This is a genomic window from Pseudoalteromonas sp. 3J6 (genome assembly GCF_903995135.1).
Taxonomy (GTDB): Bacteria; Pseudomonadota; Gammaproteobacteria; order Enterobacterales; family Alteromonadaceae; genus Pseudoalteromonas.
On record NZ_LR877185.1, the window covers coordinates 3,125,756 to 3,152,408 of the forward strand.

The 26,653-nt window shown below is 39.2% G+C and carries 24 protein-coding genes; 10 read left to right on the forward strand and 14 right to left on the reverse strand.

Translation table 11 applies throughout. The annotated features are described in order from the left end of the window. Nucleotides 1-83 precede the first annotated feature (83 nt). Nucleotides 84-1,124, reverse strand: coding sequence for an isoaspartyl peptidase/L-asparaginase family protein (locus tag P3J6_RS14090; RefSeq protein WP_198523351.1), 1,041 nt, complete (start codon nucleotides 1,122-1,124; stop codon nucleotides 84-86). 124 nt (nucleotides 1,125-1,248) lie between these two features. Then, on the reverse strand, nucleotides 1,249-1,953 hold the full coding sequence (locus P3J6_RS14095) for a SapC family protein (protein WP_010388497.1): 705 nt from the start codon (nucleotides 1,951-1,953) through the stop codon (nucleotides 1,249-1,251). 296 nt (nucleotides 1,954-2,249) lie between these two features. Here P3J6_RS14095 and P3J6_RS14100 point away from each other — a divergent pair, with 296 nt between their 5' ends. Then, nucleotides 2,250-2,960, forward strand: coding sequence for a DUF6445 family protein (locus P3J6_RS14100; RefSeq protein WP_198523352.1), 711 nt, complete (start codon nucleotides 2,250-2,252; stop codon nucleotides 2,958-2,960). A 37-nt stretch (nucleotides 2,961-2,997) separates the two neighbouring features. Here P3J6_RS14100 and P3J6_RS14105 read toward each other — a convergent pair whose 3' ends face one another. The 8 genes from P3J6_RS14105 to P3J6_RS14140 all read right to left on the reverse strand — a co-directional run bounded on the left by P3J6_RS14105 (nucleotide 2,998) and on the right by P3J6_RS14140 (nucleotide 15,827). Then, nucleotides 2,998-4,533, reverse strand: coding sequence for a tryptophan halogenase family protein (locus P3J6_RS14105; RefSeq protein ID WP_198523353.1), 1,536 nt, complete (start codon nucleotides 4,531-4,533; stop codon nucleotides 2,998-3,000). A gap of 75 nt (nucleotides 4,534-4,608) precedes the next feature. Next, on the reverse strand, nucleotides 4,609-7,227 hold the full coding sequence (locus P3J6_RS14110) for a TonB-dependent receptor (RefSeq protein WP_198523354.1): 2,619 nt from the start codon (nucleotides 7,225-7,227) through the stop codon (nucleotides 4,609-4,611). Nucleotides 7,228-7,797: 570 nt separating this feature from the next. After that, nucleotides 7,798-8,508 (reverse strand): 6-phosphogluconolactonase, encoded by a 711-nt coding sequence (pgl, locus tag P3J6_RS14115; protein WP_198523355.1) that lies wholly within the window; start codon nucleotides 8,506-8,508, stop codon nucleotides 7,798-7,800. Nucleotides 8,509-8,511: 3 nt separating this feature from the next. After that, nucleotides 8,512-9,984 (reverse strand): glucose-6-phosphate dehydrogenase, encoded by a 1,473-nt coding sequence (gene zwf, locus P3J6_RS14120; RefSeq protein WP_198523356.1) that lies wholly within the window; start codon nucleotides 9,982-9,984, stop codon nucleotides 8,512-8,514. 235 nt (nucleotides 9,985-10,219) lie between these two features. Beyond that, complete coding sequence (gene pgi, locus P3J6_RS14125; protein ID WP_198523357.1) at nucleotides 10,220-11,866, reverse strand: glucose-6-phosphate isomerase; 1,647 nt, start codon at nucleotides 11,864-11,866, stop codon at nucleotides 10,220-10,222. A gap of 310 nt (nucleotides 11,867-12,176) precedes the next feature. Continuing rightward, on the reverse strand, nucleotides 12,177-14,432 hold the full coding sequence (locus P3J6_RS14130) for an aminotransferase class V-fold PLP-dependent enzyme (RefSeq protein WP_198523358.1): 2,256 nt from the start codon (nucleotides 14,430-14,432) through the stop codon (nucleotides 12,177-12,179). 107 nt (nucleotides 14,433-14,539) lie between these two features. Next, entirely contained in the window at nucleotides 14,540-15,616 is a 1,077-nt protein-coding gene (locus tag P3J6_RS14135; protein ID WP_008113005.1) for an AI-2E family transporter, read from the reverse strand. Continuing rightward, nucleotides 15,609-15,827, reverse strand: a complete 219-nt coding sequence (locus P3J6_RS14140; RefSeq protein WP_198523359.1) for a hypothetical protein — start codon at nucleotides 15,825-15,827, stop codon at nucleotides 15,609-15,611. The genes P3J6_RS14135 and P3J6_RS14140 overlap by 8 nt, the downstream gene beginning before the upstream one ends. A gap of 143 nt (nucleotides 15,828-15,970) precedes the next feature. Here P3J6_RS14140 and P3J6_RS14145 point away from each other — a divergent pair, with 143 nt between their 5' ends. Genes P3J6_RS14145 through P3J6_RS14165 form a run of 5 tightly spaced genes read left to right on the forward strand, consistent with a single transcriptional unit; the run spans nucleotide 15,971 to nucleotide 19,490 of the window. Beyond that, on the forward strand, nucleotides 15,971-16,615 hold the full coding sequence (locus P3J6_RS14145; RefSeq protein ID WP_178956260.1) for a hypothetical protein: 645 nt from the start codon (nucleotides 15,971-15,973) through the stop codon (nucleotides 16,613-16,615). Between the two features lie 12 nt (nucleotides 16,616-16,627). Beyond that, nucleotides 16,628-18,085, forward strand: coding sequence for a M48 family metalloprotease (locus P3J6_RS14150; RefSeq protein WP_198523360.1), 1,458 nt, complete (start codon nucleotides 16,628-16,630; stop codon nucleotides 18,083-18,085). 54 nt (nucleotides 18,086-18,139) lie between these two features. After that, entirely contained in the window at nucleotides 18,140-18,487 is a 348-nt protein-coding gene (arsC, locus tag P3J6_RS14155; protein ID WP_198523361.1) for an arsenate reductase (glutaredoxin), read from the forward strand. Next, nucleotides 18,487-19,041, forward strand: coding sequence for an NAD(P)H:quinone oxidoreductase (gene wrbA / locus P3J6_RS14160; protein ID WP_131691238.1), 555 nt, complete (start codon nucleotides 18,487-18,489; stop codon nucleotides 19,039-19,041). Before arsC ends, wrbA begins: the two co-directional genes overlap by 1 nt. Then, a complete protein-coding gene (locus tag P3J6_RS14165) occupies nucleotides 19,038-19,490 on the forward strand; it encodes a DUF2069 domain-containing protein (RefSeq protein ID WP_138607763.1) in 453 nt (150 codons plus the stop codon). Before wrbA ends, P3J6_RS14165 begins: the two co-directional genes overlap by 4 nt. A gap of 62 nt (nucleotides 19,491-19,552) precedes the next feature. Here the strand turns inward: P3J6_RS14165 and P3J6_RS14170 are convergent, their stop codons facing one another. Both P3J6_RS14170 and P3J6_RS14175 read right to left on the reverse strand, forming a co-directional pair. Further along, nucleotides 19,553-20,890 (reverse strand): ankyrin repeat domain-containing protein, encoded by a 1,338-nt coding sequence (locus P3J6_RS14170; RefSeq protein WP_198523362.1) that lies wholly within the window; start codon nucleotides 20,888-20,890, stop codon nucleotides 19,553-19,555. A gap of 210 nt (nucleotides 20,891-21,100) precedes the next feature. Beyond that, entirely contained in the window at nucleotides 21,101-21,694 is a 594-nt protein-coding gene (locus P3J6_RS14175) for an MlaC/ttg2D family ABC transporter substrate-binding protein (protein WP_138607759.1), read from the reverse strand. A 246-nt stretch (nucleotides 21,695-21,940) separates the two neighbouring features. On the opposite strand from P3J6_RS14175, the gene P3J6_RS14180 reads away from it, so the two are divergent. Then, on the forward strand, nucleotides 21,941-22,477 hold the full coding sequence (locus P3J6_RS14180) for an acyloxyacyl hydrolase (protein ID WP_198523363.1): 537 nt from the start codon (nucleotides 21,941-21,943) through the stop codon (nucleotides 22,475-22,477). Nucleotides 22,478-22,561: 84 nt separating this feature from the next. Continuing rightward, nucleotides 22,562-22,705 carry a DUF2897 family protein gene (locus P3J6_RS14185; protein ID WP_138607755.1) on the forward strand — a complete coding sequence of 48 codons (144 nt, stop codon included), beginning with the start codon at nucleotides 22,562-22,564 and terminating at the stop codon, nucleotides 22,703-22,705. A gap of 32 nt (nucleotides 22,706-22,737) precedes the next feature. On the opposite strand, the gene P3J6_RS14190 is transcribed toward P3J6_RS14185, so the two are convergent. Both P3J6_RS14190 and bamC read right to left on the reverse strand, forming a co-directional pair. Continuing rightward, a complete protein-coding gene (locus P3J6_RS14190) occupies nucleotides 22,738-24,126 on the reverse strand; it encodes a YjiH family protein (RefSeq protein ID WP_198523364.1) in 1,389 nt (462 codons plus the stop codon). Between the two features lie 65 nt (nucleotides 24,127-24,191). Next, nucleotides 24,192-25,250, reverse strand: coding sequence for an outer membrane protein assembly factor BamC (gene bamC, locus P3J6_RS14195; protein WP_138607751.1), 1,059 nt, complete (start codon nucleotides 25,248-25,250; stop codon nucleotides 24,192-24,194). 354 nt (nucleotides 25,251-25,604) lie between these two features. Between bamC and P3J6_RS14200 the strand changes: the two genes are divergently transcribed. Further along, nucleotides 25,605-26,138, forward strand: a complete 534-nt coding sequence (locus tag P3J6_RS14200; protein WP_138607749.1) for a glycine cleavage system protein R — start codon at nucleotides 25,605-25,607, stop codon at nucleotides 26,136-26,138. A 10-nt stretch (nucleotides 26,139-26,148) separates the two neighbouring features. Beyond that, entirely contained in the window at nucleotides 26,149-26,628 is a 480-nt protein-coding gene (gene bcp / locus P3J6_RS14205) for a thioredoxin-dependent thiol peroxidase (RefSeq protein ID WP_138607747.1), read from the forward strand. Nucleotides 26,629-26,653 lie beyond the last annotated feature (25 nt).

Here is a 26,653-nt window from a genome sequence, read left to right on the forward strand (position 1 = left end):
ATTAAATGGCTGGGGTTAATCCTGTAAAGAATATAACAATCAGCGGATTATTATATAAACCACCAGCCACTAACTAATAGTGTTTATTCGTCACTAAAAATACCTACGTAGGTTGCTTGCGTATTCGATTTACTCGCACGATACATGCCTGAAGTATTAAACGGCAGACTAATACTGCCTTTTGTATCAATAATAATAACACCGCCTGTGCCCCCTATCGGTTTAAGCACCTCGTTTATTACTTCATTACCTGCTTGGTCTATGGTTTTACCTTGGTACTTTACTCGCGCACAAATATCACTTGCCACATTATAACGAATAAAATATTCGCCGTGCCCAGTTGCCGAAACCGCACATGAGGCATTTTCAGCAAAAGTGCCTGCGCCAATAACCGGTGCATCGCCAATACGACCAAAACGTTTTGCGGTCATTCCGCCAGTTGACGTGCCCGCCGCTAAGTTACCTTGTTTATCCAGTGCCACCGCTCCGACCGTGCCCACTTTATAATTTACTGGTAATGCTTTATGCGCTGCCTGATAATCTTTACTGGTATTTTTGCTCGCCTCGAGTTTCTTTTTGGCTTTTAATAAAGCCTCATAACGATGCTCAGTATCAAATATATTGTTCTCTACTAGGCTAATGCCTTGCTCTTTGGCAAACTCTTCTGCACCTTGACCACTTAACATCACATGCACTGATTTTTCCATTACTAACCGGGCAAGTTTAATTGGACTTTCGATATGTTTAATACCTGACACTGCGCCTGCTTGACGATTGCGACCATCCATTATAGAGGCATCTAATTCGTGACTACCATCATAGGTATATACCGCACCACGCCCAGCATTAAAATAAGGCGATTGTTCAAGTACTTCAATGGCAGTAGTCACTGCATCAAGGCTTTCTCCGCCTTGTTCAAGTACCTTATATCCGGCCTCAACAGCTTCTGTTAATTTATTGCGATAAGCTTGCTCTTGATCTGCCGTAAATTTACTTTTTTCAATCGTGCCTGCACCACCATGAATCGCAATGGCAAACGGCGTATTTGTGTTTTCACTCAATGCCTGCGTGCTCAACCCCATTAAACTTGTTGCAATGAGCCCTAATAATAGTGATTTTTTCATTGTGTGTTCTTTTATAAATACAGGATTAAAACCAATGTGAATGGTTATGAAGCGTTTTTCAAGTGAACTGAGTTTAATGGCACAAAAAAAGCGCCCTAAGGCGCTTTTTTAATTTCGTTTAAAGTTACGCTTGTTGCGCTTTTAAACGTGCTAAACGTGCTACTTGGTGTGTAGACGTTAAGAAAGAATAGATTGGTGCTAAATAACCGCGCTTACGAAGCTCAAGGAAGTCTGCATCGCTTAGCTCATTTAGTTTCTTCTCATCGATAAGGTAAATACCGTTGATGTCTTTTTTCTCACCTTTAATATCAACTGTTAGCGTTTGTGCTACCAGTAGTTCTTTATCAGCAAGGAATTTAGTGAACGCATCGGTTACTTGAGAAAACTCAATGAACGATACTAACGCTTCTTTACGACGCTTAAGGTAATCAGTTTCTTCACCGTTTTCGAATAATGCATTACCCTCTTCTTCACCAACTAATGAGCTCGCTTCGTCAATTACGATACCAAATTGATCTTGCTCTGGGTGCTTTACTAAACCTAATGGGTAACGCGTTGTTGCCATAGGCGCAAATGAAGCTGTCCATTTGTCGCCATCAATAAATAAATTTTCGCCTGGCTCTAGGCCAAACATTGCAACCGCTTGAAAAGTACCTGTTTCGTTATTTTTAACAAAAGACATTGGGAATTCATTAGCGATACGCGCAAACTCATGTGCAACCACTGGCACTAAGTGTTGAGTTTTCATAAATTCGATGTTGATGCCATTTTTAATTTTAGTGTTGGCATGTTTTTCGTTGTGTAAAGGCTGTACTTGTTGCTCCGCCATGTTACTGCTCCGTTATTTATTAATTTGATTTATTACTGTTAGTGGCCTAAGGCTAATGGTTTTGGTGACAAAAAGGAAGTGAAAATTTTGTGTCATTTTGTACGTTAATAATTAACAAAAACATTATCGCTTATTATTTCAACAAATAACCAATAAACGCCACTGAAGATGAAATTCGTAAACACAATTAGCTCAAAAAGCGCTCTTTGACAACGCTGTCTTCGGTGGTATATTAATTTTGTGCCTAAATAAAAAGTTCTCAATTAAATAAGCCCATCAAAAATAGACATTAAATAATGAAAAATTTAACTGTAAACCCAAACTTAATAATTAAAAAGTTGATGATCCCAGGCACTAAACTATCAGCCTTCGTTGTAGATGATTTTCTTTTAGATACCAAGAGTGTAATGAATTTTGCCCATAACATAGCCTATTTTAATCCTATGTTTTCAGACAATTCTTTCTATCCTGGCATTCGCGACAATATGCCACAACCCTACTTAAGGGTTTTACATGCGTTTTTTCAAAATGAAATACTGCCTAAAATAGACAATAAAAATTATCAAGAGTCTATTCTTCATAAAAGTTTACTTTCATTAGTTTCATGCAAACCTGCAAATTTAATTGTTGACCAAAAAGTACCGCATATTGATTCATGTGATGAAAGAGATTACGCATTTGTACATTACTTATCGCCAGAGGAGCTTGGTGGAACAAGTATTTATAAGTATATACCTAAAAACATTATTGAATTTAAACAACAACATAAGCCACTACTTACAGATATAGTTAATGAGGTTAAAAAAGCCCCTGATGAACATCAAGGCTATTTATCTGGCAGCACCAGTTTATTTGAGCAGGTCTTTAAAGTTGATGCTAAATTTAACCGCCTTGTTATTTACCAAGGCAACTTATTGCACAGTGCAAATATTTATTCTGAACAGAGCTGCCTAGCCGATGCTAAAAAAGGCCGTCTTTCGATAGCCTCTTTTGCAAGTGTGAGATGAGCTGTTTGAATATACCGCTTACGCATTTCGCAAAATATTAGATTGTCTGCAGGCCATATTGTTTAATTTTATCTAAAAGCACTCTGTGATTGGGTAGCTTATTAAGTAAGTATTGATCAATCTCAGCTCGTTGTTGTAAACGCACTAGACAATGTTCATGCTCTGCTTTTGAACAAGGCGATGCCTTAGTGTTGTAATTCATTCCATAGAGTACAAATAAAAAGTTCTCTAAGTAAAATACTTCAAACTGGCTGAAAAAGTCATCTCTAACTGGAATGAACTCTTCCCACAAACTAAGCTTTTCTTTTAATGACTCAGAGGTAGTGTCATCATTTTTATTGGCTACCCAAAAAGCTGAATCTGTTCTATCTGAAATACAATAATGTAATTTAATAAAATCAATAGCACGCTCCCATGCATACCCCATAGCGTGATTAAAACGCGTTTCTAACTGTTCAAGCTGCTTTGTTGATGATGGAAAACGTAGGGTTAAAAACTTCGCTGAAAAGTCAGTTAATAAAATGGAGGTTGCCTCTAATGGCTCTAAAAACCCTTGCGCTAAGCCAAGTGCGACACAGTTTTTATGCCAAAACTTTTTACGATAACCAACTCTCATGGGGATTTTTCGATAGCTAAGGTCTTGCTTACTTGCCCCTAGATAACGGTCCAGTTTTTCATGTGCTTGTTCGTCGGTCATGTGGTTATTCGAATAAACAAAACCCACTCCCCGCCTATTTGTAAGCGCAATGTCCCATATCCAGCCAGCTTGATGGGCGGTAGCAAGCGTATAAGGTGGAATATCCTCGTCTTCTTTTGTAGGCACTTGCACAACTAGAGCGCTATTTATCAGTAAGCTATCAGACACATCAACAAAAGGAACTTTTAAAGCTTTATCTATCAGTAAAGATTCAAATCCCGAACAATCAATATAAAAGTCAAATTCAAGCTCACCTTCGCTGTCAGTCATTAACGCTGCTATTGTGCCATCATTAGCAAGCTTTACTTGAGTTACATTGGTATGTACGTGAGACACCGAAAACTTATCTTTTGCATTACACGCTAGCAGTTGCGCAAATTTCCCTGCATTAAAATGATACGCATAAGCCAACTCGCCCTCATATTGGGCATTAGTGATATTTTTAGGGGCTAAACCAGCCTCACAAATAGCGTGCTGAGAAGATAGGAACTGCGCATGACTTTTTGTTGTTTGCTTATCGTTTAACCAATATTGAGTTAAGTGTTTGGTATCGTAGGGACTTGGTACATCAAATAAATGATGAAAAAAATTACCTTCTCCATGCTTTTTTTTATCCATCCAGTTGACGAACTTTATCGACTGCTTAAACGTTGCATCGCATTGGCGAATAAATTCATCTTCACGAATACCAAAACTTTTTAGCGTGTTTCTTATGTCAGGTACTGTACCTTCACCTACTCCAATTGGCGGTATATCGGGTGACTCAATTAAAGTCACAGAAACACCTTTGCGTTTTAGTAGCTCTTTGCCAATGTGGTTTGCAGCTAGCCAACCAGCTGTTCCACCACCTAAAATTGCCACTTTTTTTATATCCATAAATCACCAATGATGTTTAATCTCGTAAAAAAGCCCAGCAATGCTGGGCCTAGATTACTTTTTTAACTCAGCATATTAGAAACGCATTGTTACACCAAGTTTATAACGTGCTTCACCTTCAAAGCTCCACACTGGGAAGTCATTGAGTAGATCAGGGTTTGGTAATGATGTTGATGCATCGTTATTACCAAGCTGAATACTGTCTTCCTCTGTTAGGTTAATACCCTCGAAAGTAACATCTAAGTAGTCAGTTACAGAGTATGTTGCACTGAAGTCTAGCTGTCCGTAAGCTTGATGTTCACGGTTACCATACCAACCAGGTGCTTCACGAATAATAAACTCTGAGCGCCAGTTATATGCTAAACGCGCAGAGAAATCCTCATTTTCATAAAAACCAACCACGTTATAGCTATTTTTCGATGAGTCAGAGAATACGCCTACACGATCTGGGTAATTTTCTGCTGGCGCTTCTGCATCTGAATAGGTGTAGTTAAATGAATAACCAAAGCCGTTATCAAACGAATCTTGAATTTGGAACTCAATACCTTCAATTGAACCACCTGTGCCGTTGGTAGAAGAGCTCACAGTCCAACAGTCATATTGCTGCGCGCCACATGGTGGTTCGCCTGCATCTGGGTTAGTTGTATAAACTGGGATATCAATACCAATTTGTTGATTGGTTTGTTGTTGTGTAGAGATAAACGAACTTACTTCTTTAGTAAAGTAAGTGACGCTTAACATCGCATCGTCATCAAAATACCATTCAACACCAATGTCAGCTTGGAATGCTTTAAACGGGCTTAAACCAACGTTACCAGTATTTAAAACTTCGTTTAAAGGGCGATTATCCGTATAGCCAGCTAGGTTACGCGTTGCAAATAAGTCAGCGTAATTAGGACGAGAAATAACTTGTGCTGCCGAGGTACGTAAAATTACGTTATCAGCTAAGTCCATAACGACGTTTAAGCTTGGTAAGAACTCACTGTAATCTGCTTTATCTGTAGATAAGGTAGAATCGTAAACACCTTCATCGCTTAAGTCATAGTAATCTGAAGAAATATCAGTTGAGATGTAACGCACACCTAAATTACCGCGAATGCCACCTGCGTCAAAATCAGCCATCGCATAGATTGCTAAATTTTCTTCTTCAATGGTGCCATAGCCTTGTGGACGTGCAGTATAACCTTCAGTCATTGCTAATGAATCAGCAATCATTAGATCCATATCAGGTTCAGGTATAACAAAACCACCGCCGGCAGTCACTGTACCAGGGTAGTATGCTGTTGCATTTCGCTTTGGCACTAAATCTGGGTTTACAATAGCAGCATTGCTATCTTGGACAACTTTATGATCGGCGTATCTTAAACCAGTTTTAATTGCAGTAACCACGCCCAGATCAAGTGGAATTTCGAAGTCTAAGTTTAAGTAGCTTTCTTCATCTGAATCAGGGTTATATTCAGGCGCCCATGTTTGCGGACTGATGGTATCAGGTAAAATGCTCGCATCGTAAGATTGGTTTGCTAAATTAAATTTAGTCACATCACCAGTCATATCCATAGAGCCATTTAGATCACTATTGTTATTAGTAAACATACCATAGTTTGCAGTTGTTACGTCACTGTCAGCACTGGTTTTACCTACGCGACCTTTAAATGTGAATGACTCTGCATCATATTGCCAGTCAAAATCAACCGTATCAGACTTCATGCTTGCTTTACGCGCCCATGTTTGGAAAAAAGCAGTGCCATTTCCGTCAATTGTGCGAAAGACACAATTACCTGAAGCATTAGTTTGCTCACATGAGCCGTCGCCTGGGAAGATAATTATTTGCGAGTTAGCATTATTTGCATCTAGCTCTAAGCTAGTGTAAGTCAGGCCTAATACAAGCGAATCTGATGGCTGGTATTGCATGGCAACATTATAAGCTGTACGTTCACGTGCTTGTTGGAATGTTGTTGGTGCCATACCGCCACTCCAACCACCTGATGATTCAATACCGTTACGTTGGTAATCTACTTCTGATAAAGAACCCGCCGCTAAGATACCAAATGTTTCATTATTATTTTTCCAGCTGTATAAGCCAGAAAGTTCAGGATCTGTCTCTTCAGAAACTGTACCATAATCAGCTTTTACACTTGCAAATACAGTGTTTGAATCTAAATCTAGAGGTTTACGTGTTTTAACAATAACGGTACCACCAATACCACCTTCAACTAGATTAGCCTGTGACGACTTATAAACTTCTAAGCCGCCGACTAATTCTGACGGTAATAATGAGTAGTTAAAACTGCGGTCTACGGCTTGTTGGTCAAACCAACTTGTTGACGCAACTGTATGACCGTCAAGCAATGTACGTGTAAGTTGTGCTGAAGCACCACGTATCGATACTTGCTGACCCTGTCCAAATTGACGAGATACACTTACACCAGAAATACGACCAAGAGATTCACCTACATCGCCATCAGGAAACTTACCAACATCTTCCGCTGTTACAACATCAACAACAGCATTAGAAAAACGTTTTCCGTTTAAGTTTTCTTTATTTGAAGCGCGTATACCGCGTACTTCAATGACTTCAACATCATTTTGAACTTTAACTTCATCGGCTGCGAATGCAGCACCAGTAAACCCAGCTCCCACAACTAAGCCGATATTTACTGCTAATAAGCTTTTTTTAAAATTTTTAGCTAACACAGGATTCCCCTCGAATCATTTTATTGGTTTTGTTTATCATTTTGCCTAACCGCCATGACAGCGCTGTCATAGCAGTAACAAACCATACATGCTAAATTACAATTTTGCTACATTTTTCCGCTCTTTTTGTATGAAATTTAACTAATATATAATTAAATTATTGATTTTATGTTGATTTATTATTTTATAAAAAAGTAGAGTTCGTCCGATGCTTACTCTTCATACCAAGCATGTAAATAATGGCGTTTTTTATACTTAATGTATTTAAAATAAGAGAGATTGCGAATAGCAGATGAGATTGATGGCTTATATAACTCCGCGCCGAACCAAAATTAACCTACTGTTTTTATTGATAAATATAAGTTTATTTAGTGACTTTTAAAAATATAAGAGCATTAAAAAGGTACTTAGCTTAAGGGAAATATTTAAACTTCAAATTTTTACAGCACTTTGTTATTGATTGATTAACGACTCAAACATGTCGCAATAAAAAAGGCCAGTAGCAAAAGCGACTGACCTTTCATTAAACCATCAATTAACGTGGTTTTAAAGCACCTAGTTTAGACTGAATTAGGGTGCCCAATACACTTCAATGTTGATCTCAGGATGATTTAGTACTGCACGTAACGGCATATCATTCACATCACCACCCGCTAAAGCTTGTTTATACACAGCCAGCTTTTCATCGCCACTAATAAGTAATTTAACTACTTTAGATTGTGAAATTGCATTTAGCGTTAAGCTCATGCGCTCGGTAATACTCCCTGTTACATCACTCTCAATTGCGTTAATGGCACACACAAGTTGGTTTGAATCTAAGCCGTTTTTCAGCCCTTGAGCATGTGGGAATAATGACGCGGTGTGGCCATCAGGGCCCATCCCTAAAATAGTAACATCAAACGGGCGCTTTAATGCTTGAAACTGCGCTTCACACGAATCAACACCTTGCTCTGCAGTGGCTGCTGCATTTTTCATGCTAATAAAATTAGCGGCTGCACCATGGTTTTGTAGCAAAGTACGCTTAATGAATGCTTCATTACTCTTTTCGTGACTTGCCTCAACCCAACGTTCATCAACCATAGCAACATCAACATGAGCCCAGTTTAAATCAAGGGTTGATAAATGCTTGTACGCAGGTTCAGGTGAAGATCCACCTGAAACCATTAGCACTGCACGGCCATCAGCTTCAATCCCATTACGTAAGGCCTGCTCTAATGACTGAGATAATTCATCAGTTAAAGCGGCTTTATCGTCAAAAAACTTTTCTACTATTTTTGCCATTACTTATGCCTTATCACCGGTGTTAAACCAAACATGGTTATTCTCTGCTAATAAATCATCAGCGTCTTCAGGACCCCAACTACCCGCTCGGTACAATGAAGGTTTACCCTTCTCTTGCCAACGTTCAATAATTGGATCAATCCACTTCCAAGCTTGGCGTACTTCGTCGCGGTGAATAAATAACGAAGGATTATTAGCGGCTGCATCAAGCATTAAACGTTTATAAGCATCTGAATGGAAACCGTTACTATACGCTTGTGACAATTCAATATTCATCGTTACAGGTTCAAGTTGCATATCTAAGTTATCAAGACGCTTTGACATCAGCGTTAACTGAATGCTTTCTTGTGGCTGTAAGCGAATAATCAAACGGTTTGGTTCAATATTGCCTACGCTGTCTTCATAAACGTTATGTGATACTTTTTTATATTGCACTACAATTTCAGCGCAGCGCTTCGCCATGCGTTTACCGGTTCGCAGATAAAAAGGAACGCCCGCCCAACGCCAGTTATCAATATGCGCACGAATAGCAACGAAAGTTTCGGTTTTACTCGCCCCTTCGTTTAGCTCTTCAAGGTAACCTGGGACTATTTTACCGTTTAAATCACCGGGTACGTACTGACCACGAATAATATTATTATCAACATCTGTATCTTCAAGTGGACGTAATGCTTCTAATACTTTTAATTTTTCATTACGGATGCTGTTAGCGTTTAACTTATGCGGTGACTCCATAGCCACTAAACAAAGTAGTTGTAACAAGTGGTTTTGCACCATGTCACGCAAGGCACCCGCTTTGTCATAAAAACCAGCACGGCTTTCAAGTCCTACTGTTTCTGACAAGCTAATTTGAATATTATCAATCGATTTAGCATCCCACATGTTCTCAAATAATGAATTTGAAAAACGCAGAGCCATTAAGTTTTGAACCGTTTCTTTACCTAAGTAGTGGTCAATACGGAAAATTTGTTCTTCGTTAAAATACTGTGCAATTTTCGCATTAATCACTTCGGCTGACTCACCGCAGTAACCAATTGGTTTTTCGACTACAACGCGCGAGTTGGCAGTAATTAGTTTTTTCGTTGATAATATTTCACAACAGGTGCCATAAACAGCAGGTGGGAGAGATAAGTAAAATACTCGTGATTTATCGTTGTCATCTTCATCTAGAATTTTTTTCAGTACATCCCAGTTATCATCCGCTTCGGTGACATTGCTCACTACGGGTACTAAAAAGTCTGAGAACGATTTCCAATCTTTTGCGTTATATTCGCCTTCGCTTAAAAATTCTTGTAACGCTTTGTGTGCAGTATCGATGTATTCATCGCATTTACTTTGTTCGCGCACGGTAGGCAAAATACGTGAGCCTTGCGGTAAGTTACCTTCTTGATATGCTCGATACATTGCAGGAAGTAATTTGCGTAACGCAAGATCACCACCGCCCCCAAAAATTATAATATCAAAAGGATTAAGCATAGTTACTCTCTACGTTTATGCTACCTGCCACTACCGTATTGGTAATCAGTTATAGCGGTTTATTATCTGGATAATGTAGGCCTCAGCACAAAGCCTACTAATTGTTGTTCGTTATATGCGCCATAAAAATGGGTCTAGGGACACTGTAATTCCTCTCACAAAAATACAGGCCCTAGGACTCCAGCGCTACCCGTTCAAAGGTATTTGGTTACTTATTGTGTAATAAGTGAATATGTTACTGCGTACGGTATTGTTTGTAGTACGCCATTAAGCCTTGTGTTGAGCTGTCGTGCTCATTAACCACGTTATCATCGGTTAATTCAGCTTCAATTTTAGATGCTAAGCCTTTACCAAGTTCTACGCCCCACTGATCAAATGAGCATATTTGTAAAATAGTACCGTGACAAAAAATCTTGTGCTCATACAGTGCAATTAATCGACCGACCGCTTTTGCATCAATCGTGTCTAATAATATAGACGTTGTTGGGCGGTTTCCTTGGTGAATTTTATGCTTTAGCAGCATTTCAATTTGTGCAGGCGTTTTGCCTTTGGCTGTTAAATCAGCCGTTATCTGCTGTGCATCGACCCCGTTCATTAGTGCTTCGGTTTGTGCAAAAAAGTTCGATAATAAAATATCGTGATGCTTATCTACGTTAACCTGAGGCTTTACAGAGCCAATAAAGTCCGCAGGGACAATTACATTGCCTTGGTGCAAACATTGATAAAACGCATGCTGACCGTTTATCCCTGTCATACCCCAAATGATTGGCACGGTAGTGTATGGCACTGTCTGTCCATCAAAGGTTACATGTTTACCATTACTTTCCATTTCACCTTGTTGCAAATATGCTGGCAACATATGCAGGGCTTGGTCGTATGGCAAAATAGCTTGCGAATCAAACCCTAAAAAGCTGGTATTCCAAACACTGAGTAGCGCCATAATTAAAGGAATATTCTGTTCTAGCGGCGCCGATTTAAAGTGCTCATCAACTTCAAACGCTCCCTCTAAAATGGCCTCAAATGCTTCAAACCCAGCATAAAGTGCAATAGGTAAACCAATGGCACTCCAAAGTGAAAAACGACCGCCAACCCAATCCCACATGGTAAATACGTTTTCGTCACTAATACCAAATGCAGCAGTTTTTTCTAAATTAGTGCTTACTGCAACAAAATGCTTTGCTATAGCGCTGTCATCCTTTGCACTGTCTAAAAACCAATCAACCGCTGTTTTTGAGTTAGTCATGGTTTCTGAGGTAGTAAATGTCTTTGACGAAATTACAAATAACGTGGTTTCAGGATCTACTTTATCTAATACTGACGCAATTTGTACGCCATCTGCGTTTGAAACATAGTGAACGTTTAATGGCTTATCAACCACTGCTTTAAGTGCTTCAGTTGCCGTTTGCGGCCCTAAGTTTGAACCACCAACACCAATGCTAACCACATCTTTTACCGCTTTTCCGGTGTAACCTAGCCATTGACCACTTCGCACTTTTTCAACAAAGGTCTTAATTTTGGCAAGTTCGCTATCGACCGCTTCTGTAATATTTTCGCCGTCAACAATAAGCGGTGTATGAGCGCGATTTCTAAGCGCAGTATGCAAAACCGCACGGTCTTCGGTGATATTAATTTTTTCACCGGTAAACATTTTCTCACGCCATGCTTCAATATCGCATTCTTTCGCTAATGAAATTAATTGACCAAATACGTTTTCATCTATGCGTTGTTTTGAGTAATCAAACAACACACCTGGGATTTGAGTAGAGAATTGAGAAAAACGAGAATCGTCTTGTGCAAATAAAGTTTTCAGATGTGTGTGTGTCATCTTTTGTGCACTATTTTCTAGTGCTTGCCAACTTACTAACTCAGAACGGCTCGCCATGTAAACATCCCCTAATTAATTAATCTATTGATTTTAAGCATTTTATTTTATTTTTTACGACACTAAACAAGCGATTTTTGTAAAAAGCAAAGCCCAACATTATAGCTTAAATAGTCTAAATTGCGTTATTTTTATAAGCTTTGATGCAGATAATAGCGCAATTTTTTGCTTTTGACACCGGTATCATAAAATTAAAAATTGAATTTAACAACTGTTCACCCCCTCTGCACAATGAACATTTTATTAATCTTCGATTAAAGCAGGCAAAAAAAAGACCGACACATGTCGGCCTTTTTCTTTTATTAAACTATTAGCTGGTCAAAGCTAAACCACCCGATAAGTTAAAAACGCGGTTATAACCAAGTTCAATTAAGTTTGCCGCCGCAATTTTTGAACGATTTCCACTGCGACACACCAATATGTATTGATTGTTTTTATCTAGTTGCCCTTGGGTTAGTGCATTGGCCATTCGGCTTAGAGGAATATTTAAAGTTTTAGCCTCAGGCACATTAAGCAATCCACTGATATTGTTAGCGCCATGCTCATAAGGCTCTCGGGTATCAATTAAATATACACTGTTATGTGAGAGCATTTCCTTCGCTTGATTAAAACTAAGCTGCGAAGTTTCGATTTGAGGCTTTGCATTAACATAACCACAAAGCGAATTTGCTAATGTGTGTTGTTGTGAGTCTGCTTGTTGTTTTTGCATGGCAAATTCAGTATGGCTGATATCACCTTCAATAAGCGCTTTTAATAAAGGTGTTTGCTGCTTTTGCACAGCCCAATTCATGGCGAAACACTGTTGATAATCATGCCCAGAGCACACCACGCTTTGCGGATTAAGCTCTGCAGTTAACTTAGTCAAAGAGTCTGCCATCTGCATCGCATCTCCCCCATCAAGTACTGTATTACCAAGCCCCGCAGGTAAAATTAAATCACCACAAAAACAGTACTGTACATCGCCGTTATTAGCCTTTAATAAATAACTCACGCTATCTTGGCTGTGTCCAGGCGTCGCTAGCTTTTCAAGTACTTGTTCGGTTAGTTGCAATTGTTCACAATTAACAGGCCAGCCTAATTGATCAACTTCACCAGCAACTAAATTTGTTTTGAGTGCGCTGCGCATTAAATCAAGAGCACAGTGACGATCTTGGTGCTCATGCGTGTTTAAAATAGCAGTAATAGTTAAATTTTGTGTATTCACTATTTTTTCAAATCGAGGGATCAGTTCAATAATTGGGTCAATAACAAATGCCTGTTGATCGTCAGCTACATACAACCAACTGCAAGCACCTTGATGTCTAAATTGGGTAAGCCCCAAGGCACATACTTCTTGTGCTACTAAGCTACTATCAGAAATAACCAAACAATTTGCTTGTAACACTGTTTTAAGTGCACGAATTTGTTCACATGCATAGTCTATTTGCGCCATAGTGGCGGCAGGTCCAAACGATAAACGAATCGCATTTTCACTTTGCCACTGTGAGGCTCCCATCGCATCAAGTACAAAGCTTTGAGTTGCGCCCGTGCTACAGGCTGAGCCACCGCTGACTCTAATACCTGCAGCGTCAAATAAATCAATAACTTCTTTACTGGTTAAATCATTAACCGCAAAGTTTAACGTTGTGGGTACTGAGTAGGTAAAGTCATGGTTAAAAGTAATACTTCCAAAAGTATCAACTAAAGCGCTATGCAGTTTATCGCGATACAAATTAAGTACATCTGCTGATTTAAAAGTATCGTCTTGTTTATCAAGCAGCAAACTAAACAGCTTATTTAGCCCTGCAATACCGGGCAGGTTTTCTGTACCTGAGCGCATGCCACTTTCTTGGCCGCCACCAGCAATAAACGGCGTATATGGACTACCTTGACGGATATATAATAAGCCGATGCCTTTGGGTGCATAGAGTTTATGCCCTGAAAATGGCGCATAATCAATCGTGGTTTTGCTTAGGTTGAGTTGTTGTTTACCCAGTGCCTGCACACAGTCAACCATCCAAGTCACATCGTTATTACGACTGCGGATCACCTTTTCTATAGCACTTAAATCTTGGTATACACCGGTTTCATTATTAACAGCCATAGTGCAAATCATCAGGGCGTTATCAATATGCTGAGCAATAAAGTCTAAATCTAAAATACCGTCACGATTTACCGGAATAGCAATAATGTCAGCGTTAATTTCAAGCACAGTATTCCAATGTTTTAATGTATTAGGCACCGCTTTATGCTCAGTTGCTCCATACAATAAAACCGGTTTAGATTTTGTGTGCTGTTTGGCATTAATTAAGGTTGATACGATAGCAGTTTGAATACCTTCGGTCGCACCTGAGGTAAATAATATATCGCCCTGCTGCGCACCAATCACGCTGCGCGCTTTTTGCCTCGTTTGTTCTAATAAGTGTTTGGCTTGAATACCGGTTATATGGGGACTTGAGGGATTACCAAAACAAATTTGCATCGCATGGCACACAACCTCTGCAATACATGGCAATACAGGTGTGGTCGCATTTGCATCAAGATAAACTTGGTTGTTGGGTTCATCTGGCAATAAAAACTCTGACATTAAAAACGCACCTTATTACTAAAAAATATATCTTATTCCCAATAGTACATAGTTTTAATAGGAATGAGTAATAATCTTTAGTAATTAAAGTGCGTTTACTATACTTTTTAGTTACCGAGCTCTTCTGCGAGCTCTTCATGTGTGGATGACCACGCCTTAATCAGCGCTTTTACCAATGATGCTAATGGAATAGCAAAAAATACGCCCCAAAAACCCCACAGCCCACCAAAAAATAGTACGGCGACAATAATAAACACCGGGTTTAAATCAACCGCTTCAGAGAACAATAAAGGGACTAACACATTGCCATCAAGCGCTTGAATAATGCCGTAAATAATTAAAATGGTCCAAAACTGGGTTTCTAAACCAAACTGAAACAGCGCCACCGCCGCCACAGGTATAGTCACCAGCGCAGCACCAACAAATGGAATGAGCACCGAAAAGCCAACTAACACACCAAGCAGCGCCGCATAACGTAAGTCCAATACCGTAAAGGCAATAAAGGACACCGAGCCAATAATTAAAATTTCGAATACTTTACCTCGAATATAATTCATTATTTGCTGATTCATTTCATGCCACACTTGCAAAATTAAGCGTCGTTGGCGCGGGATCAGTTTAGCAATGCTGGCACTGAGCTCTACTTTGTCTTTAAGCATAAAAAATACCAGTAGCGGTACTAAAATAAGATAAATTAACCACGCAACAGCATCTTTTAATGAATTGAGCGATGCCGACAGCACCACTTGGCCAAATTCAAGCACTTTGGTTTCTACCGTTACCACAATAGACTGTACTTGCTCTGCACTAATAAGGCTGGGGTATTTAGCTGGTAGGTCGAGTAAAAACGATTTACCTTGCTCTACCATATGCGGTGTTTCTTGCACTAAGTTACTACTTTGCTGCCAAAGTACCGGGCCTATAACTAATATTAAGGTGAGCATAATACCAATAAATATCAGCATGACTATGCTAGTGGCAGTAAAACGCTTTAAGCCAAATCGCTCCAAGTGAACCACGGGCCAATCTAGTAAATAAGCAATGATCAGTGCTACTAACACAGGCACAATTAATGGGCCAAAAAAATACAACATGGCAACCAGTGCCAATAACAAAAAAAGTAAAGTAACTGAATTAGGATCAGAAAACTTTTTTTCATACCATGCTTTTACATATTCAAACACGCAACGGCTCCACTAATAACAACGCTTGTTGTTTATTTAACTTGTAATAATACATTTTTTTTTGCAAATATCGTTCAATATCATCTGTGTTTTGCTCTCTTGAGATATTAAAAGTAATTGCTTGATTTAACGATATTGCCTCACGCAACCCTAATTTAAACTGAATAAATTGCTGAGGGCATTTATAAGCGCGTAAATCTAGCTCTAGCATACTCGTTTCACTACCTGTTCACATTAATAATAAGTCCTATACCTAGGCTAATTAAGATTAACCACAGTTAAATTTAACTTTTTCTTAAAACAACCTCTGCAATGGTTTATCCTTATAGCATAGTTAGCTAAAAGGATACGTTAATGCCTAATTCGCATAATAAAGCGCAATTGCCTAGCAATCCAACTCTCAAAGAAATAAATTGGTTTAAAAAGCAAATTAATTGGGGAGAGTTGCCGCATTTTTATCATTTAGTAGCCTCATCGGTAAGTGAATGTGAAAGCATTTTAGATCACGGGTTTGATAATGCTATAAAGCGTATCATCGACAAACGCAATTGGAACCTAGAGTCCTTGGGTATCGACCCAAACGAGCTTTTTGAGAAAGAGAGTAATAACAAGCCACGAATTTCGTTGCATCAAGTATTTACCGAACGCGGTTTTGAACTACAAGCGTTTCCTTATTCTAATGATACTACCATCGATAGATACGCTCGACATGATGAGTCAATGGAATTTATATTATGGGATCCATTAACCATGAAAACTGTGATTCGCATTAATCAACTACATAAATTCATAGGTTTTTATTTAGAACAAGGCGATGAAGCAGACAAAGCGCTTATATTGCATTCACATAAAGTAGTTCATAAGATTATTGCTTTTTTACAAACTCAATTGAACATTGTTAAGGTTGATGGGGTCACAATAAAGTCGTTTTATCAATTATGTGAAAAGGACAGCCGTTTATATACAGATGATCCAACAAGTGCCCCTGATAAAAAATAAACAAGGAATATAATGCAACTAAAATCCGCCTTTATCACTTTATGCAGTGCAGTGCTTACATTTAGCCTACTAATGAGTGAGCCGTTAAAGGCACAAACAAATCTTCAACTGCCCGACTTAGGCACGTCTGCGCTGCAGGCATTACCACTGGAGAAAGAAAGAGCGATTGGTGAAGTGATGATGATGCAGATCAGAGGGTCTTCACCATTAATTAACGATCCAGTGCTTGATGAGTACCTAACAACCTTAGGCCGAAAATTAGTTGCGAACGCCAATGATGTACGCTTCGGTTTTTCATTTTTTTGGTTAAATAACCCAGAAATTAACGCATTTGCATTTTATGGCGGTCATGTAGGTGTTCACACAGGCTTAATTGCTCAAGCCGATAACGAAAGTCAGTTTGCCTCAGTACTTGGTCATGAAATCGCGCACGTAACACAACGCCACTTAGCAAGGCGTATTCAGCAACAACAAGACAATAGCGGTCTCACCATTGCCGGTATGATAGCCGGTATTTTAGCAACCGTTGTAGCCCCAGATGCAGGCATAGCAATTATTTCAGCCAGCCAAACACAGTCGGCATTTAGCCAACTCACCCATAGCCGCTCTGCCGAACAAGAAGCCGATAGAATTGGCATGCAAACCCTTAACAATGCAGGATTTGATGCAAGAGCTTCTAGTGAATTTTTAACTAAACTGGCAGCGCAAATTCGTTATAAATATAAACCCCCAGCGTTTTTACTCACTCACCCGCTGCCAGAAAGCCGCGTGTCGGATGTACGCTTGCGCGCCGAGCAATATCCAAAACGCCAAGTAGGTTCAAGCCTTGATTTTAATTTAGCTAAAAGCCGTGTACTGGCACGTTACGATAACAAGCCAGAAAATGCAGAGGCCCTATTTAGAAAGTTAATGCGCGAAAATACTTATAACAACGTAGCGTTACAATATGGATTAGCTATCAGCTTAATCGATCAAAAGAAAACGGAGGAAGCGCAGCCTATCTTAGATGAGCTATTGGCAAGTGATCCTAAAAATTTATTTTATATTGATACAAAAACAGATTTGCTAATCGCACAAAAAAAAGCAGCTGAAGCAGTTAGTTATTTAAGTGAGTTAAATAACTACCGGCCAAACAACCAAGTAATTACTTTAAATTTTGCAAACGCCGCGTTGGAAGCTGAGCAATATGAGTTAGCCGAAAATGTACTAAAGTCATTTTTATTAGAGAAGCCAGATCATAGTTTAGGTAAGCAGCTTTTAACCGATGCCTATAAAAAGCAAGAAAAATTAGCCGCGTATCACGAAGCAAACGCCGATGTGTTGTCGCAATATGGCGCATATTTAAAAGCGGCTGACGAAATACAAAAAGCACTTAATTTTGTTGAGCCAACTGAAAATGTGAAACAACAGCGTTTAAAAGCGTTACTCACACAATATCGGTTATTACAAAAAGAGCTTGCAAGGCTTTAAGTATTTGGCGAGTTCACCTAAAATAGCCACAATTTATACTTTGGATTTATTTTTATGTCAGTTACTATTTACCATAATCCGCGCTGTTCAAAATCACGCGAAACACTTAACCTATTACAAAGTAAAAACATTGAACCGAGTGTTGTTGAATACTTAAAAACACCGCTTTCTCATGAGCAAATTAGTACCTTAGTCTCTCAACTTGGGTTTAATTCTGCACGAGATCTAATGCGTACCAAAGAAGAGCAGTACAAAGCCCTTAATTTAAAAGATGAAAATGATGAGTCGGCACTAATTGCTGCCATGGTGGAACATCCAAAATTAATTGAACGCCCCATTGTTGTTAGCAACAACAAAGCAGCCTTGGGTCGCCCGCCTGAAAACGCATTAAGCGTTCTATAATGAGCACAACCATTGTGGTGCTGTACCACTCAAGCCATGGCTCTGTAGAAGCCATGGCGCATGAAATTGCAGAATCGATAGAACAACAAGGCGCAACCGCATTGCTGCGCACGTTTGTGGCTAAAAACCCGCACGACATTGTGATAAATAAAGACGATTTAGTTGCTTGTGATGGGCTTGCATTTGGCACACCTACCCGCTTTGGCATGATGGCCGCACAGGCAAAGACATTTTGGGAAACCACCAGTGATCTGTGGCTTAAAGGCCAACTTATAGATAAGCCTGCCTGTGTGTTTTCATCATCGAGTAGTATGCATGGGGGAAATGAAGCAACCCTACTTAACTTGTCACTGCCGTTATTGCATCACGGGATGATGTTAATGGGGGTACCTTACGATGTACCAGAACTTCTTGGCACTGAAACTGGAGGCACACCTTACGGCGCTTCCCACGTTGCTGGCAGCAGCAACAGCTCTACCCTAAGTAAAGATGAAATTAAAATATGTCAAAGCGTAGGCAAACGCTTGACGCAAGTAGCGAGTAAACTTAAATGACCCAAAAGAGCGAGTCTGCTAAAAAGCCAGTGACCGTAAAATTTCAGCGCCTAGCCTTATTTGGTTATTTTGGCCTGCTGATTTTAATGCCACTATGGATGTTTGTATTAGCCCCCAGAGAAGGCCACAGTAACGCATTTCTTTTTTTAGTCTATGTACTACCACTGTTATTACCTTTAAAAGGCATACTGCAAGATAAAACCTACACTTATGCGTGGGCTAATTTTATCGTTATGTTTTATTTTATCCATGGCTTTACATTGCTATGGGTTGCTCAAGATGAACTCGTATGGGTATTACTAGAGTTACTTTTCGCCTCGTCTATGTTTATTGGCTGCACTTACTATGCACGCCATAGAGGACAAGAGCTTGGACTTAAGATTCGCAAGCTTAAAGATGAACTTGCTGAAGAAAAAGCAGCGCATGAACACGATAAAAACAACTCATAGCTAGCAGCTCAAAACATAAAAAACGCGCTTTATTAGCGCGTTTTTTGTAATTAAATAAATGGTTAAACTAACTCGCTTAAAGCAGCTAACCCCACTATGCAAGCTAAACCTAGCTGGGCTATAAGGCTAAAAACCGATACCACTCTTAATAAAAACAATCCCCAAGGATGTTTAATATGCGGGTACAACGAACAACGCTTTAAATTTGTCGCAAAGAAAAAACACACCACCGCCGTCATGGTCATAAAAAGAGTAAGCTCACTTTTTATAGTGATGTTTTCATCAAAAAAGAAAAACAACTGAAGTGGTAGCAATAACGCCACAACCGCGTGTAATACATGTACCTTTTTAATTCGCTCTAACTGCCCTTCAGGTGATAACTCTTTAATTCCAAAATCACGTTCAAGGCACTTAACTAAGTTACTGGCTTTGATACTTACCGCTAAACGATAACAACTTAATCCATCGTTATTACGCGCTCTAAAGTCATACCCCGCTTTCAGCAGTAAAATCATTAACGATTCATTTTTACTCATTACTGCGTAATGCAGCGCCGTATTACCTTTATTGTCGACGGCTTTTTTATCTTGGTACTGCAGGAGTGTTTCAACTACATTTACATAGCCTTTTTCTGCTGCCCACATAAATGCTGTTTTGTTATCTTCATCGGTTAAAGCGCCTGTAGCGCCCTGCTCAATAAAGCGCATCGCCATGGTTTGCTTAGCTTTTTTCTTGTTTAGGTGGGCAAGTAAAGCATTTTCTAACAACACAATAGAATCAACATCAGGCGAAACCTGAGTTAATAAAGTAAAGTAATCTTTGCCTGCAGCTACCTTTTCGCTGGTAAGTTCGGCTAAAGAATCAATGTCTGCAATCGACTGAGGAATATACGCACTTAAGCGTTCTCTAAAGTCGACCTCTTGCCAAATTGATAGGGTGTCTGCTGCCGACAACTTGGCATCCTGTTCTAGCGCATGCTCTATTAGAGTAAAAAAGCGTTTACTAAAAAATAGGCTAATCAATGAAAGCGGCGTTTCAATATTATTTTGTGCCGATACACTTGCGTATTTTTCAAGTCGCTGACACAGCATTAACACAATATTTTCTATGCTGTAGTCATTAGCAAAATAGTGCTCTTTAAGTGCTGCAATATAGACTTGTGCATCCTCATCATATTCACAAATATGCTGAAAGTAACATTCTTCAAACGGCTCTAGGGGGGTTAACCAGGTTAAATAATAAATTGGGGGCAAAACCGTGGTGCAAACAGCATCATCTTCTTCAGTAGAACGACAGGCAGGCCAAGCTTCTAAAGCATCTAAAATGAAGGCACCGTTTTGTTCAACCAGCCCTTTGACCAGTAACGGGTATTCCTTTGGCCAAATTAGTACATTTTCCATTAAAACAACACAACTCCAGTGTAGCTCGGGTGAGTGGTCAGTTATAACAGTTTTTAGCTGACACCACGCTTAATCAAAGAAGCCGATATTCTAACACAGCTAGGTTGCCAAGCTAGCGTAAACTCGTGCAATATAGGCCAAAATACAAAAGCAACTAACGACATGCGCCATTAGCTGCTTTTACGGTTGGAGCTTTTAATTACAGAGGAACTAACTTTGCTGAAGTTCTGCTGTGACTTGATCTAAACCCACATCAGAAATGCGTTGAATGATCTCTTTTTGCTTAGCACTAAGTAACGAAATCCCCTCAGCAACAATATCGTATACTTTCCATTGCTGATCGTTCCCTAAACGAAGTTTAAAGTGTAAATCTATGGTGGGTTTATTAGCTTCAATAATTTGCGTTTTAACTGTGGCAAATTTAGAGTCGCTTGCAGCAGCGTCTTGCTCAAAAATTACATCTTGCCCTGTGTACTTCACAAGCGCACTAGCATAAGTGCCCGTTAAGTAATGCTCTACCGCATCTATAAACGCAACGCCTTGTTCACGGTTAATGCCTTTAATATGTTTACCTAATAATTTAAACGACACAAACTTAATATCAATATGTGGCATCAAACGCTGCTCAACAATTAATGACATCGCTTCTTTGCTGGCATTACCTTGCGCATTTACCTGCCCAATATCGTTAAATAATGATTCGGCTACAGTTTGCAATAATTGTTTAGGTGACGGCTGCGTTTGTGCAGTGAGTGCGCTACTAAAAAAAACAGCAATAACCACTAAAAGCTTTATAAGTTTCATAATAAATGCATAGTTTAAATAATTAAGTTTAGTGTAATCTACGCAAATAACAGGCAAGAGACAAGGCATAAATAAGCAACTTATTAATGCCCAATTAGCACCAATAAAATTAATTAAATAAATTCAATTAGTTAAAAACCTTAGTTAACAAGCCATCTACAAGCGGATTTTTGTCCTCATTGAAAACAGTAATTCACCGCCCTTATCATTTAATTACTATTTAAATTCACCTACCAGTAGGTCGTTATGAAAACCTCATTTGAGATGATTTCAATTATTGTTTTTTGTTTATTTTTACTGCCAACAAATGCAGCTTATGCATCCTCAAGCCATGGCTACGCTGTGGACTTATTAAAAGGCGAAGGTAATGTGACTGGGATAAAGCTTGCGTATCAATATCATCCCAAGGGTGCACAAAACTTTGTTGGCGATGCCCGCTTTTACCTTGAAAGCAGCATTAACCTGTGGCATTACCTCCATGATCAACAGTCACAATCCAACCTAGTATTCGCTGTTTCACCAGTTGTGCAGTTTCCTGCATTTAGCGTATACAATACGCCATTCTATGTGGAGGCTGGTATTGGCTTTTCCCTACTTGATGAGCACCATTTTGGAGGTAAAAACCTAAGTACTCACTATCAGTTTGAAGATAGAATAGGCCTAGTGGCCGATTTTGGAGAAACCAACGTAGCACTGCGTATTATTCACTATTCAAACGCAGGATTTAAAGCACCTAATCCAGGAATAAACTTTTTAACATTGTCGGTAGCACAACGGTTTTAAACACCCGTAATAAACACTCAAAATGTTGCGGCTTATATTGAAAGCGGTCATAATTACTGCTTAAAAAACAATAAGGTCAACAACATGCAAATTTGGCAAATCGTACTCGTTATCTCGATTGTACTGGCTATTGTTATCGGTAATTTAGCACTGCTGCGTTTAAGTGCAAAAAGCGAGTTTAAAGCCTCTCCCTCTATTACTCATAAAAAAGACATAAAAAAGCCCTGAATATTCAGGGCTTTTTTCGTTTAAATCATTACTTAACCAACTAACCAGTGTGCCATTAAGGCAATAACAGGCAATGTAACTAATGTTCTGAGAATGAAAATAACAAACAACTCAAAAATATTAACTGGTATTTTACTTCCTAATAAAAGTGCGCCCACTTCAGACATATAAATAAGTTGCGTTACACTCATGGCTGCAATAATAAAACGTGTTACATCACTTTCAATTGAACCTGCAGCTAAAATAGAAGGAATAAACATATCTGCAAAACCGACCATAATAGTTTGTGCAGCCATTTCAGCTTCTGGTACTTGTAAAAGCTCCAAGAACGGAATAAACGGCATACCTAAATACTGAAATATCGGGGTATATTCAGCAATAATAAGTGCAAATGTACCCACAGCCATGACTACTGGTAATACTGCAAACACCATATCAAATGCATTGTGTATACCTTCTTCTAAGGTGCCCTTCAAGCCTGGCGCTTTTTCTGCTTTAGTCAATGCAACATCAAGAGAGTGCTTAAATAATGTTTTGCCTTCAGGTACTAGCTCGGCGTTGCCATTAGGTTGTTCACCATCAATAAGCACGTCCTTTTTAAAACGCAGTGGTGGTAAACGCGGAACAATTATTGCGGCCACTACACCGGCTAAACACACGGTTAGGTAGAAAGGTGCAAATAAGTATTCAAGCTTTACTTGGCCAATAACAACTAAACAAAAGGTAATTGATACAGCAGAGAAAGTGGTACCAATAATCGCAGCTTCACGTTGAGTATAATATTTATCTTCATACTGACGCGCAGTCATTAAAATACCTACGCTACCATCACCTAACCATGAAGCAACACAATTAACTGCACTGCGCCCTGGCACCCCAAACAATGGACGCATTACTTTAGTAAGTAAGGTACCCACCAGCTCAAGTAAACCAAAATTAAGTAATAACGGCAGTAATAAGCCCGCTAAAATAAACACCGAAAACAACACCGGTAATAAATCTTTTAATACTAGCAAGCCAGTATTTTCTGAGGTAATAGCATGCGGTCCAACTTGAAAATAAGTTAAAAGCACAAACGCCATACCAAACAACCGTGTTACTAACCAAATCCAACTCACATTAAACAAATGATTTAATAAGCGAAATTTGGTTAAGCTTTTCGGTTTAAATACACTAAGCACCAGCGACATTACACCAGTAATACAAATAATGGTAGCTATTAGCCCTAGTGCTATCTCACTGAATGAGGCTTGAATTGCCTTGGCCATTACCGCGATAGGTATCGTCATTATTTCGCCAGACGGTACTGGCGTCATGAACAAAAAAACGCCGATTAAAGAAGGAATTAAAAAAACCAACCATACTTTCAAATCATAACTTTTTTGAACGGATGCTGGGCGTGATGAATCTAACTGAGACATATTTTCAACCTGTAAAAACCACAAAAAGAGCTAAGTGCTCTTTTTGTGGTAAGTATTTATAATTATTAAATTTTAATACCGCGCTTAATTAACGCCGCTTCTAATGCTTGCTGTAAACCATTCATTGTACCTGGTTCAAGCGTTTCGCCTTTGTCATCCATCCACGTAAGACTGGTGCCACCTTGCTTGGTTTTGCTAACCAAAATTTGGTATTGGCCTTCATCAATTGGTAATTCTGTTGGTTCATCGCCCCAAATAGAATCCCATACGCTACTTTCTACTTTGGCGTAATCTGCTGTAATTAAACCTGTCTCTTGGTTTATTTCAACAATGGTGAAAGATAAGCGCTCTAAGAATCCAGAAAAGCGATCGAATACTGTATCGTAGGCTTGCTCAGTAACAAGTGCTGCATTGCCTTTGTTATCAAACCCAAGCTCTAATGAAATTACCCCTTTACGCTTACGCATATCAACTTCAAGTTGACGATAGCGGTAATCAAACTCACTTACTACTTGGTTAAGTGCACGTACTTCTAGCTGCTGTTTTAATAAATCAGTCAAAGGCTTATCGCCTTTAAAATCAATAAGCTCAGCAGTTAAAGACGCTGTACGTTGATGCTCTTTTTCTTCAATAGTAAATTTAAAACGTTCTAAATCAACACTTTCATCATCGCCCCATAACCAGCTTTCCTCTGGCTTAACAATAGCGTACCAATCTGTTTCAAGTGTTCCTTGCATTTTGTTTTGTTGTGTCGCACTAATGTTGTTGTCAGCAAGCACTGCTTGAATCGAGTCCCAAATGAATACATCTAAATCGTCAATGCCATCATTTTTATCAAAATAAATACGTGCTTGTTTATCTGCTTCCTCAACCCAACTGCCTTTAGCAACCGTTAATACTTGCGCCGGCGGACGATAGTTTGTTGCCTCCGGATTATTATCATATTGACCCACATCCATCTTATAAACAGGATCTTGAGCGGGTTGTGATAACGAAGCAGGTGCTTTAACCGGCTCATGGGCGCGGTAGTTACGCTCATTATGGGCATCACTTGTAAATACACTACACCCTGACAAACTTACCAATACACTTACTGCAAGTGCTTTTGGGATCCAATACTGCACAGATAATTCTCCTTAGCATACCCTTAATTGTTTTAACAAATATATGAGTGGGTAATACCGATTTGGTTCAGTGTAAAATCAATATTAACTTTACATTTATAATTTGCTTATCTAACTGCATTAAGCCAACAAGATGACCGACAGACTAGGCTACAAATAGACACATTTTTGCTATGGTACTTTCACAAGCTTGTAAAAACAAGAAACACTGCACTATTAACCGCCTAAAATTAACCGTCGCTGTAGTTTAACGCGGGTTTTGTGTTAAACTTTGCCGCCGTGCAACGCTACGTGTTTATTTTTTGTTGCCAAGTCGGTTGTTATCATCCAAGTAACTTAGGTACTTTAAAACCCATGACTGCATTTTCAAATCATCAAATTGTTTTAACCGCAATTGGCGAAGATAGATCGGGCATCGTTAGTGAGCTTACGCAACTCGTCAGTGATTGCCACTGTAATATTATAGATAGCCGCATTGCTATTTTAGGCAACGAACTTACTTTTATTATGCTACTTAGCGGTGATATGTCAGCCATTAGCCGTATTGAGCACACCCTGCCTACCAAAGGTATGGAGCTTGGCCTGCTTACTATGATGAAACGCACTTCAAGCCATAATCAAAGCGAGTTTTGTGCAGGTTACACCCTAGAATATACTGGCATAGACACCCCTGGCACCTTGAGTAAAGTAACGCGCTTTTTTGCAGACAGTAATATTAATATTTGCTCATTAAAATCAGATACCTACGAAGAAGATACTGAACTTAAAATGCGCTGTGAACTTGAATTTAATATTCCCGTTGACGTTGACATTGACCAATTTAAAATTAGTTTTGAAAACCTTTCGCACGTTTTAAACGTAGATTACATCTTTCGACGTATTCGCTAAGGAGTTTAGCATGAACAAAATTACCCCATTACAAAGTGGCGACACAGCACCGGCTTTTAGCTTACAAAACCAAAATGACGAAACCGTCGTGCTCAACGAGTTATTAAAAGAAAAACAAGTATTGGTATACTTTTACCCTAAAGCGTCAACGCCAGGCTGTACCGTACAAGCCGAGAATCTGCGTGACCAACAAGCCGAGCTTGCAAAATTCAACACTCACGTGGTTGGTATAAGCCCAGATCCAATTAAGCGCCTTAAAAACTTTGAAACTAAAAAAGAGCTTAACTTTGACCTACTTTCTGACGAAGATCATGCCATTGCTGAGGCATTTGGCGTGTGGGGATACAAAAAATTTATGGGCAAAGAATATGATGGTATCCACCGCCTCACTTTCTTAGTCGGTCAAGACGGTAAAATTAAACACTTGTTTGATAAATTTAAAACCAAAGATCATCACCAAGTGGTATTGGATTATTTAGCTGCTGAATAAAGGCTAAAGGCTAAACAAGATAAAA

Excerpts from the sequence above, each read along its gene's own strand:
- P3J6_RS14090 (WP_198523351.1), bottom strand. The coding sequence starts at position 1,124 with ATGAAAAAATCACTATTATTAGGGCTCATTGCAACAAGTTTAATGGGG.
- P3J6_RS14095 (WP_010388497.1), bottom strand. The coding sequence starts at position 1,953 with ATGGCGGAGCAACAAGTACAGCCTTTACACAACGAAAAACATGCCAAC.
- P3J6_RS14100 (WP_198523352.1), top strand. The coding sequence starts at position 2,250 with ATGAAAAATTTAACTGTAAACCCAAACTTAATAATTAAAAAGTTGATG.
- P3J6_RS14105 (WP_198523353.1), bottom strand. The coding sequence starts at position 4,533 with ATGGATATAAAAAAAGTGGCAATTTTAGGTGGTGGAACAGCTGGTTGG.
- pgl (WP_198523355.1), bottom strand. The coding sequence starts at position 8,508 with ATGGCAAAAATAGTAGAAAAGTTTTTTGACGATAAAGCCGCTTTAACT.
- zwf (WP_198523356.1), bottom strand. The coding sequence starts at position 9,984 with ATGCTTAATCCTTTTGATATTATAATTTTTGGGGGCGGTGGTGATCTT.
- pgi (WP_198523357.1), bottom strand. The coding sequence starts at position 11,866 with ATGGCGAGCCGTTCTGAGTTAGTAAGTTGGCAAGCACTAGAAAATAGT.
- P3J6_RS14130 (WP_198523358.1), bottom strand. The coding sequence starts at position 14,432 with ATGTCAGAGTTTTTATTGCCAGATGAACCCAACAACCAAGTTTATCTT.
- P3J6_RS14140 (WP_198523359.1), bottom strand. The coding sequence starts at position 15,827 with ATGCTAGAGCTAGATTTACGCGCTTATAAATGCCCTCAGCAATTTATT.
- P3J6_RS14145 (WP_178956260.1), top strand. The coding sequence starts at position 15,971 with ATGCCTAATTCGCATAATAAAGCGCAATTGCCTAGCAATCCAACTCTC.
- P3J6_RS14150 (WP_198523360.1), top strand. The coding sequence starts at position 16,628 with ATGCAACTAAAATCCGCCTTTATCACTTTATGCAGTGCAGTGCTTACA.
- arsC (WP_198523361.1), top strand. The coding sequence starts at position 18,140 with ATGTCAGTTACTATTTACCATAATCCGCGCTGTTCAAAATCACGCGAA.
- wrbA (WP_131691238.1), top strand. The coding sequence starts at position 18,487 with ATGAGCACAACCATTGTGGTGCTGTACCACTCAAGCCATGGCTCTGTA.
- P3J6_RS14165 (WP_138607763.1), top strand. The coding sequence starts at position 19,038 with ATGACCCAAAAGAGCGAGTCTGCTAAAAAGCCAGTGACCGTAAAATTT.
- P3J6_RS14170 (WP_198523362.1), bottom strand. The coding sequence starts at position 20,890 with ATGGAAAATGTACTAATTTGGCCAAAGGAATACCCGTTACTGGTCAAA.
- P3J6_RS14175 (WP_138607759.1), bottom strand. The coding sequence starts at position 21,694 with ATGAAACTTATAAAGCTTTTAGTGGTTATTGCTGTTTTTTTTAGTAGC.
- P3J6_RS14180 (WP_198523363.1), top strand. The coding sequence starts at position 21,941 with ATGAAAACCTCATTTGAGATGATTTCAATTATTGTTTTTTGTTTATTT.
- P3J6_RS14185 (WP_138607755.1), top strand. The coding sequence starts at position 22,562 with ATGCAAATTTGGCAAATCGTACTCGTTATCTCGATTGTACTGGCTATT.
- P3J6_RS14190 (WP_198523364.1), bottom strand. The coding sequence starts at position 24,126 with ATGTCTCAGTTAGATTCATCACGCCCAGCATCCGTTCAAAAAAGTTAT.
- P3J6_RS14200 (WP_138607749.1), top strand. The coding sequence starts at position 25,605 with ATGACTGCATTTTCAAATCATCAAATTGTTTTAACCGCAATTGGCGAA.
- bcp (WP_138607747.1), top strand. The coding sequence starts at position 26,149 with ATGAACAAAATTACCCCATTACAAAGTGGCGACACAGCACCGGCTTTT.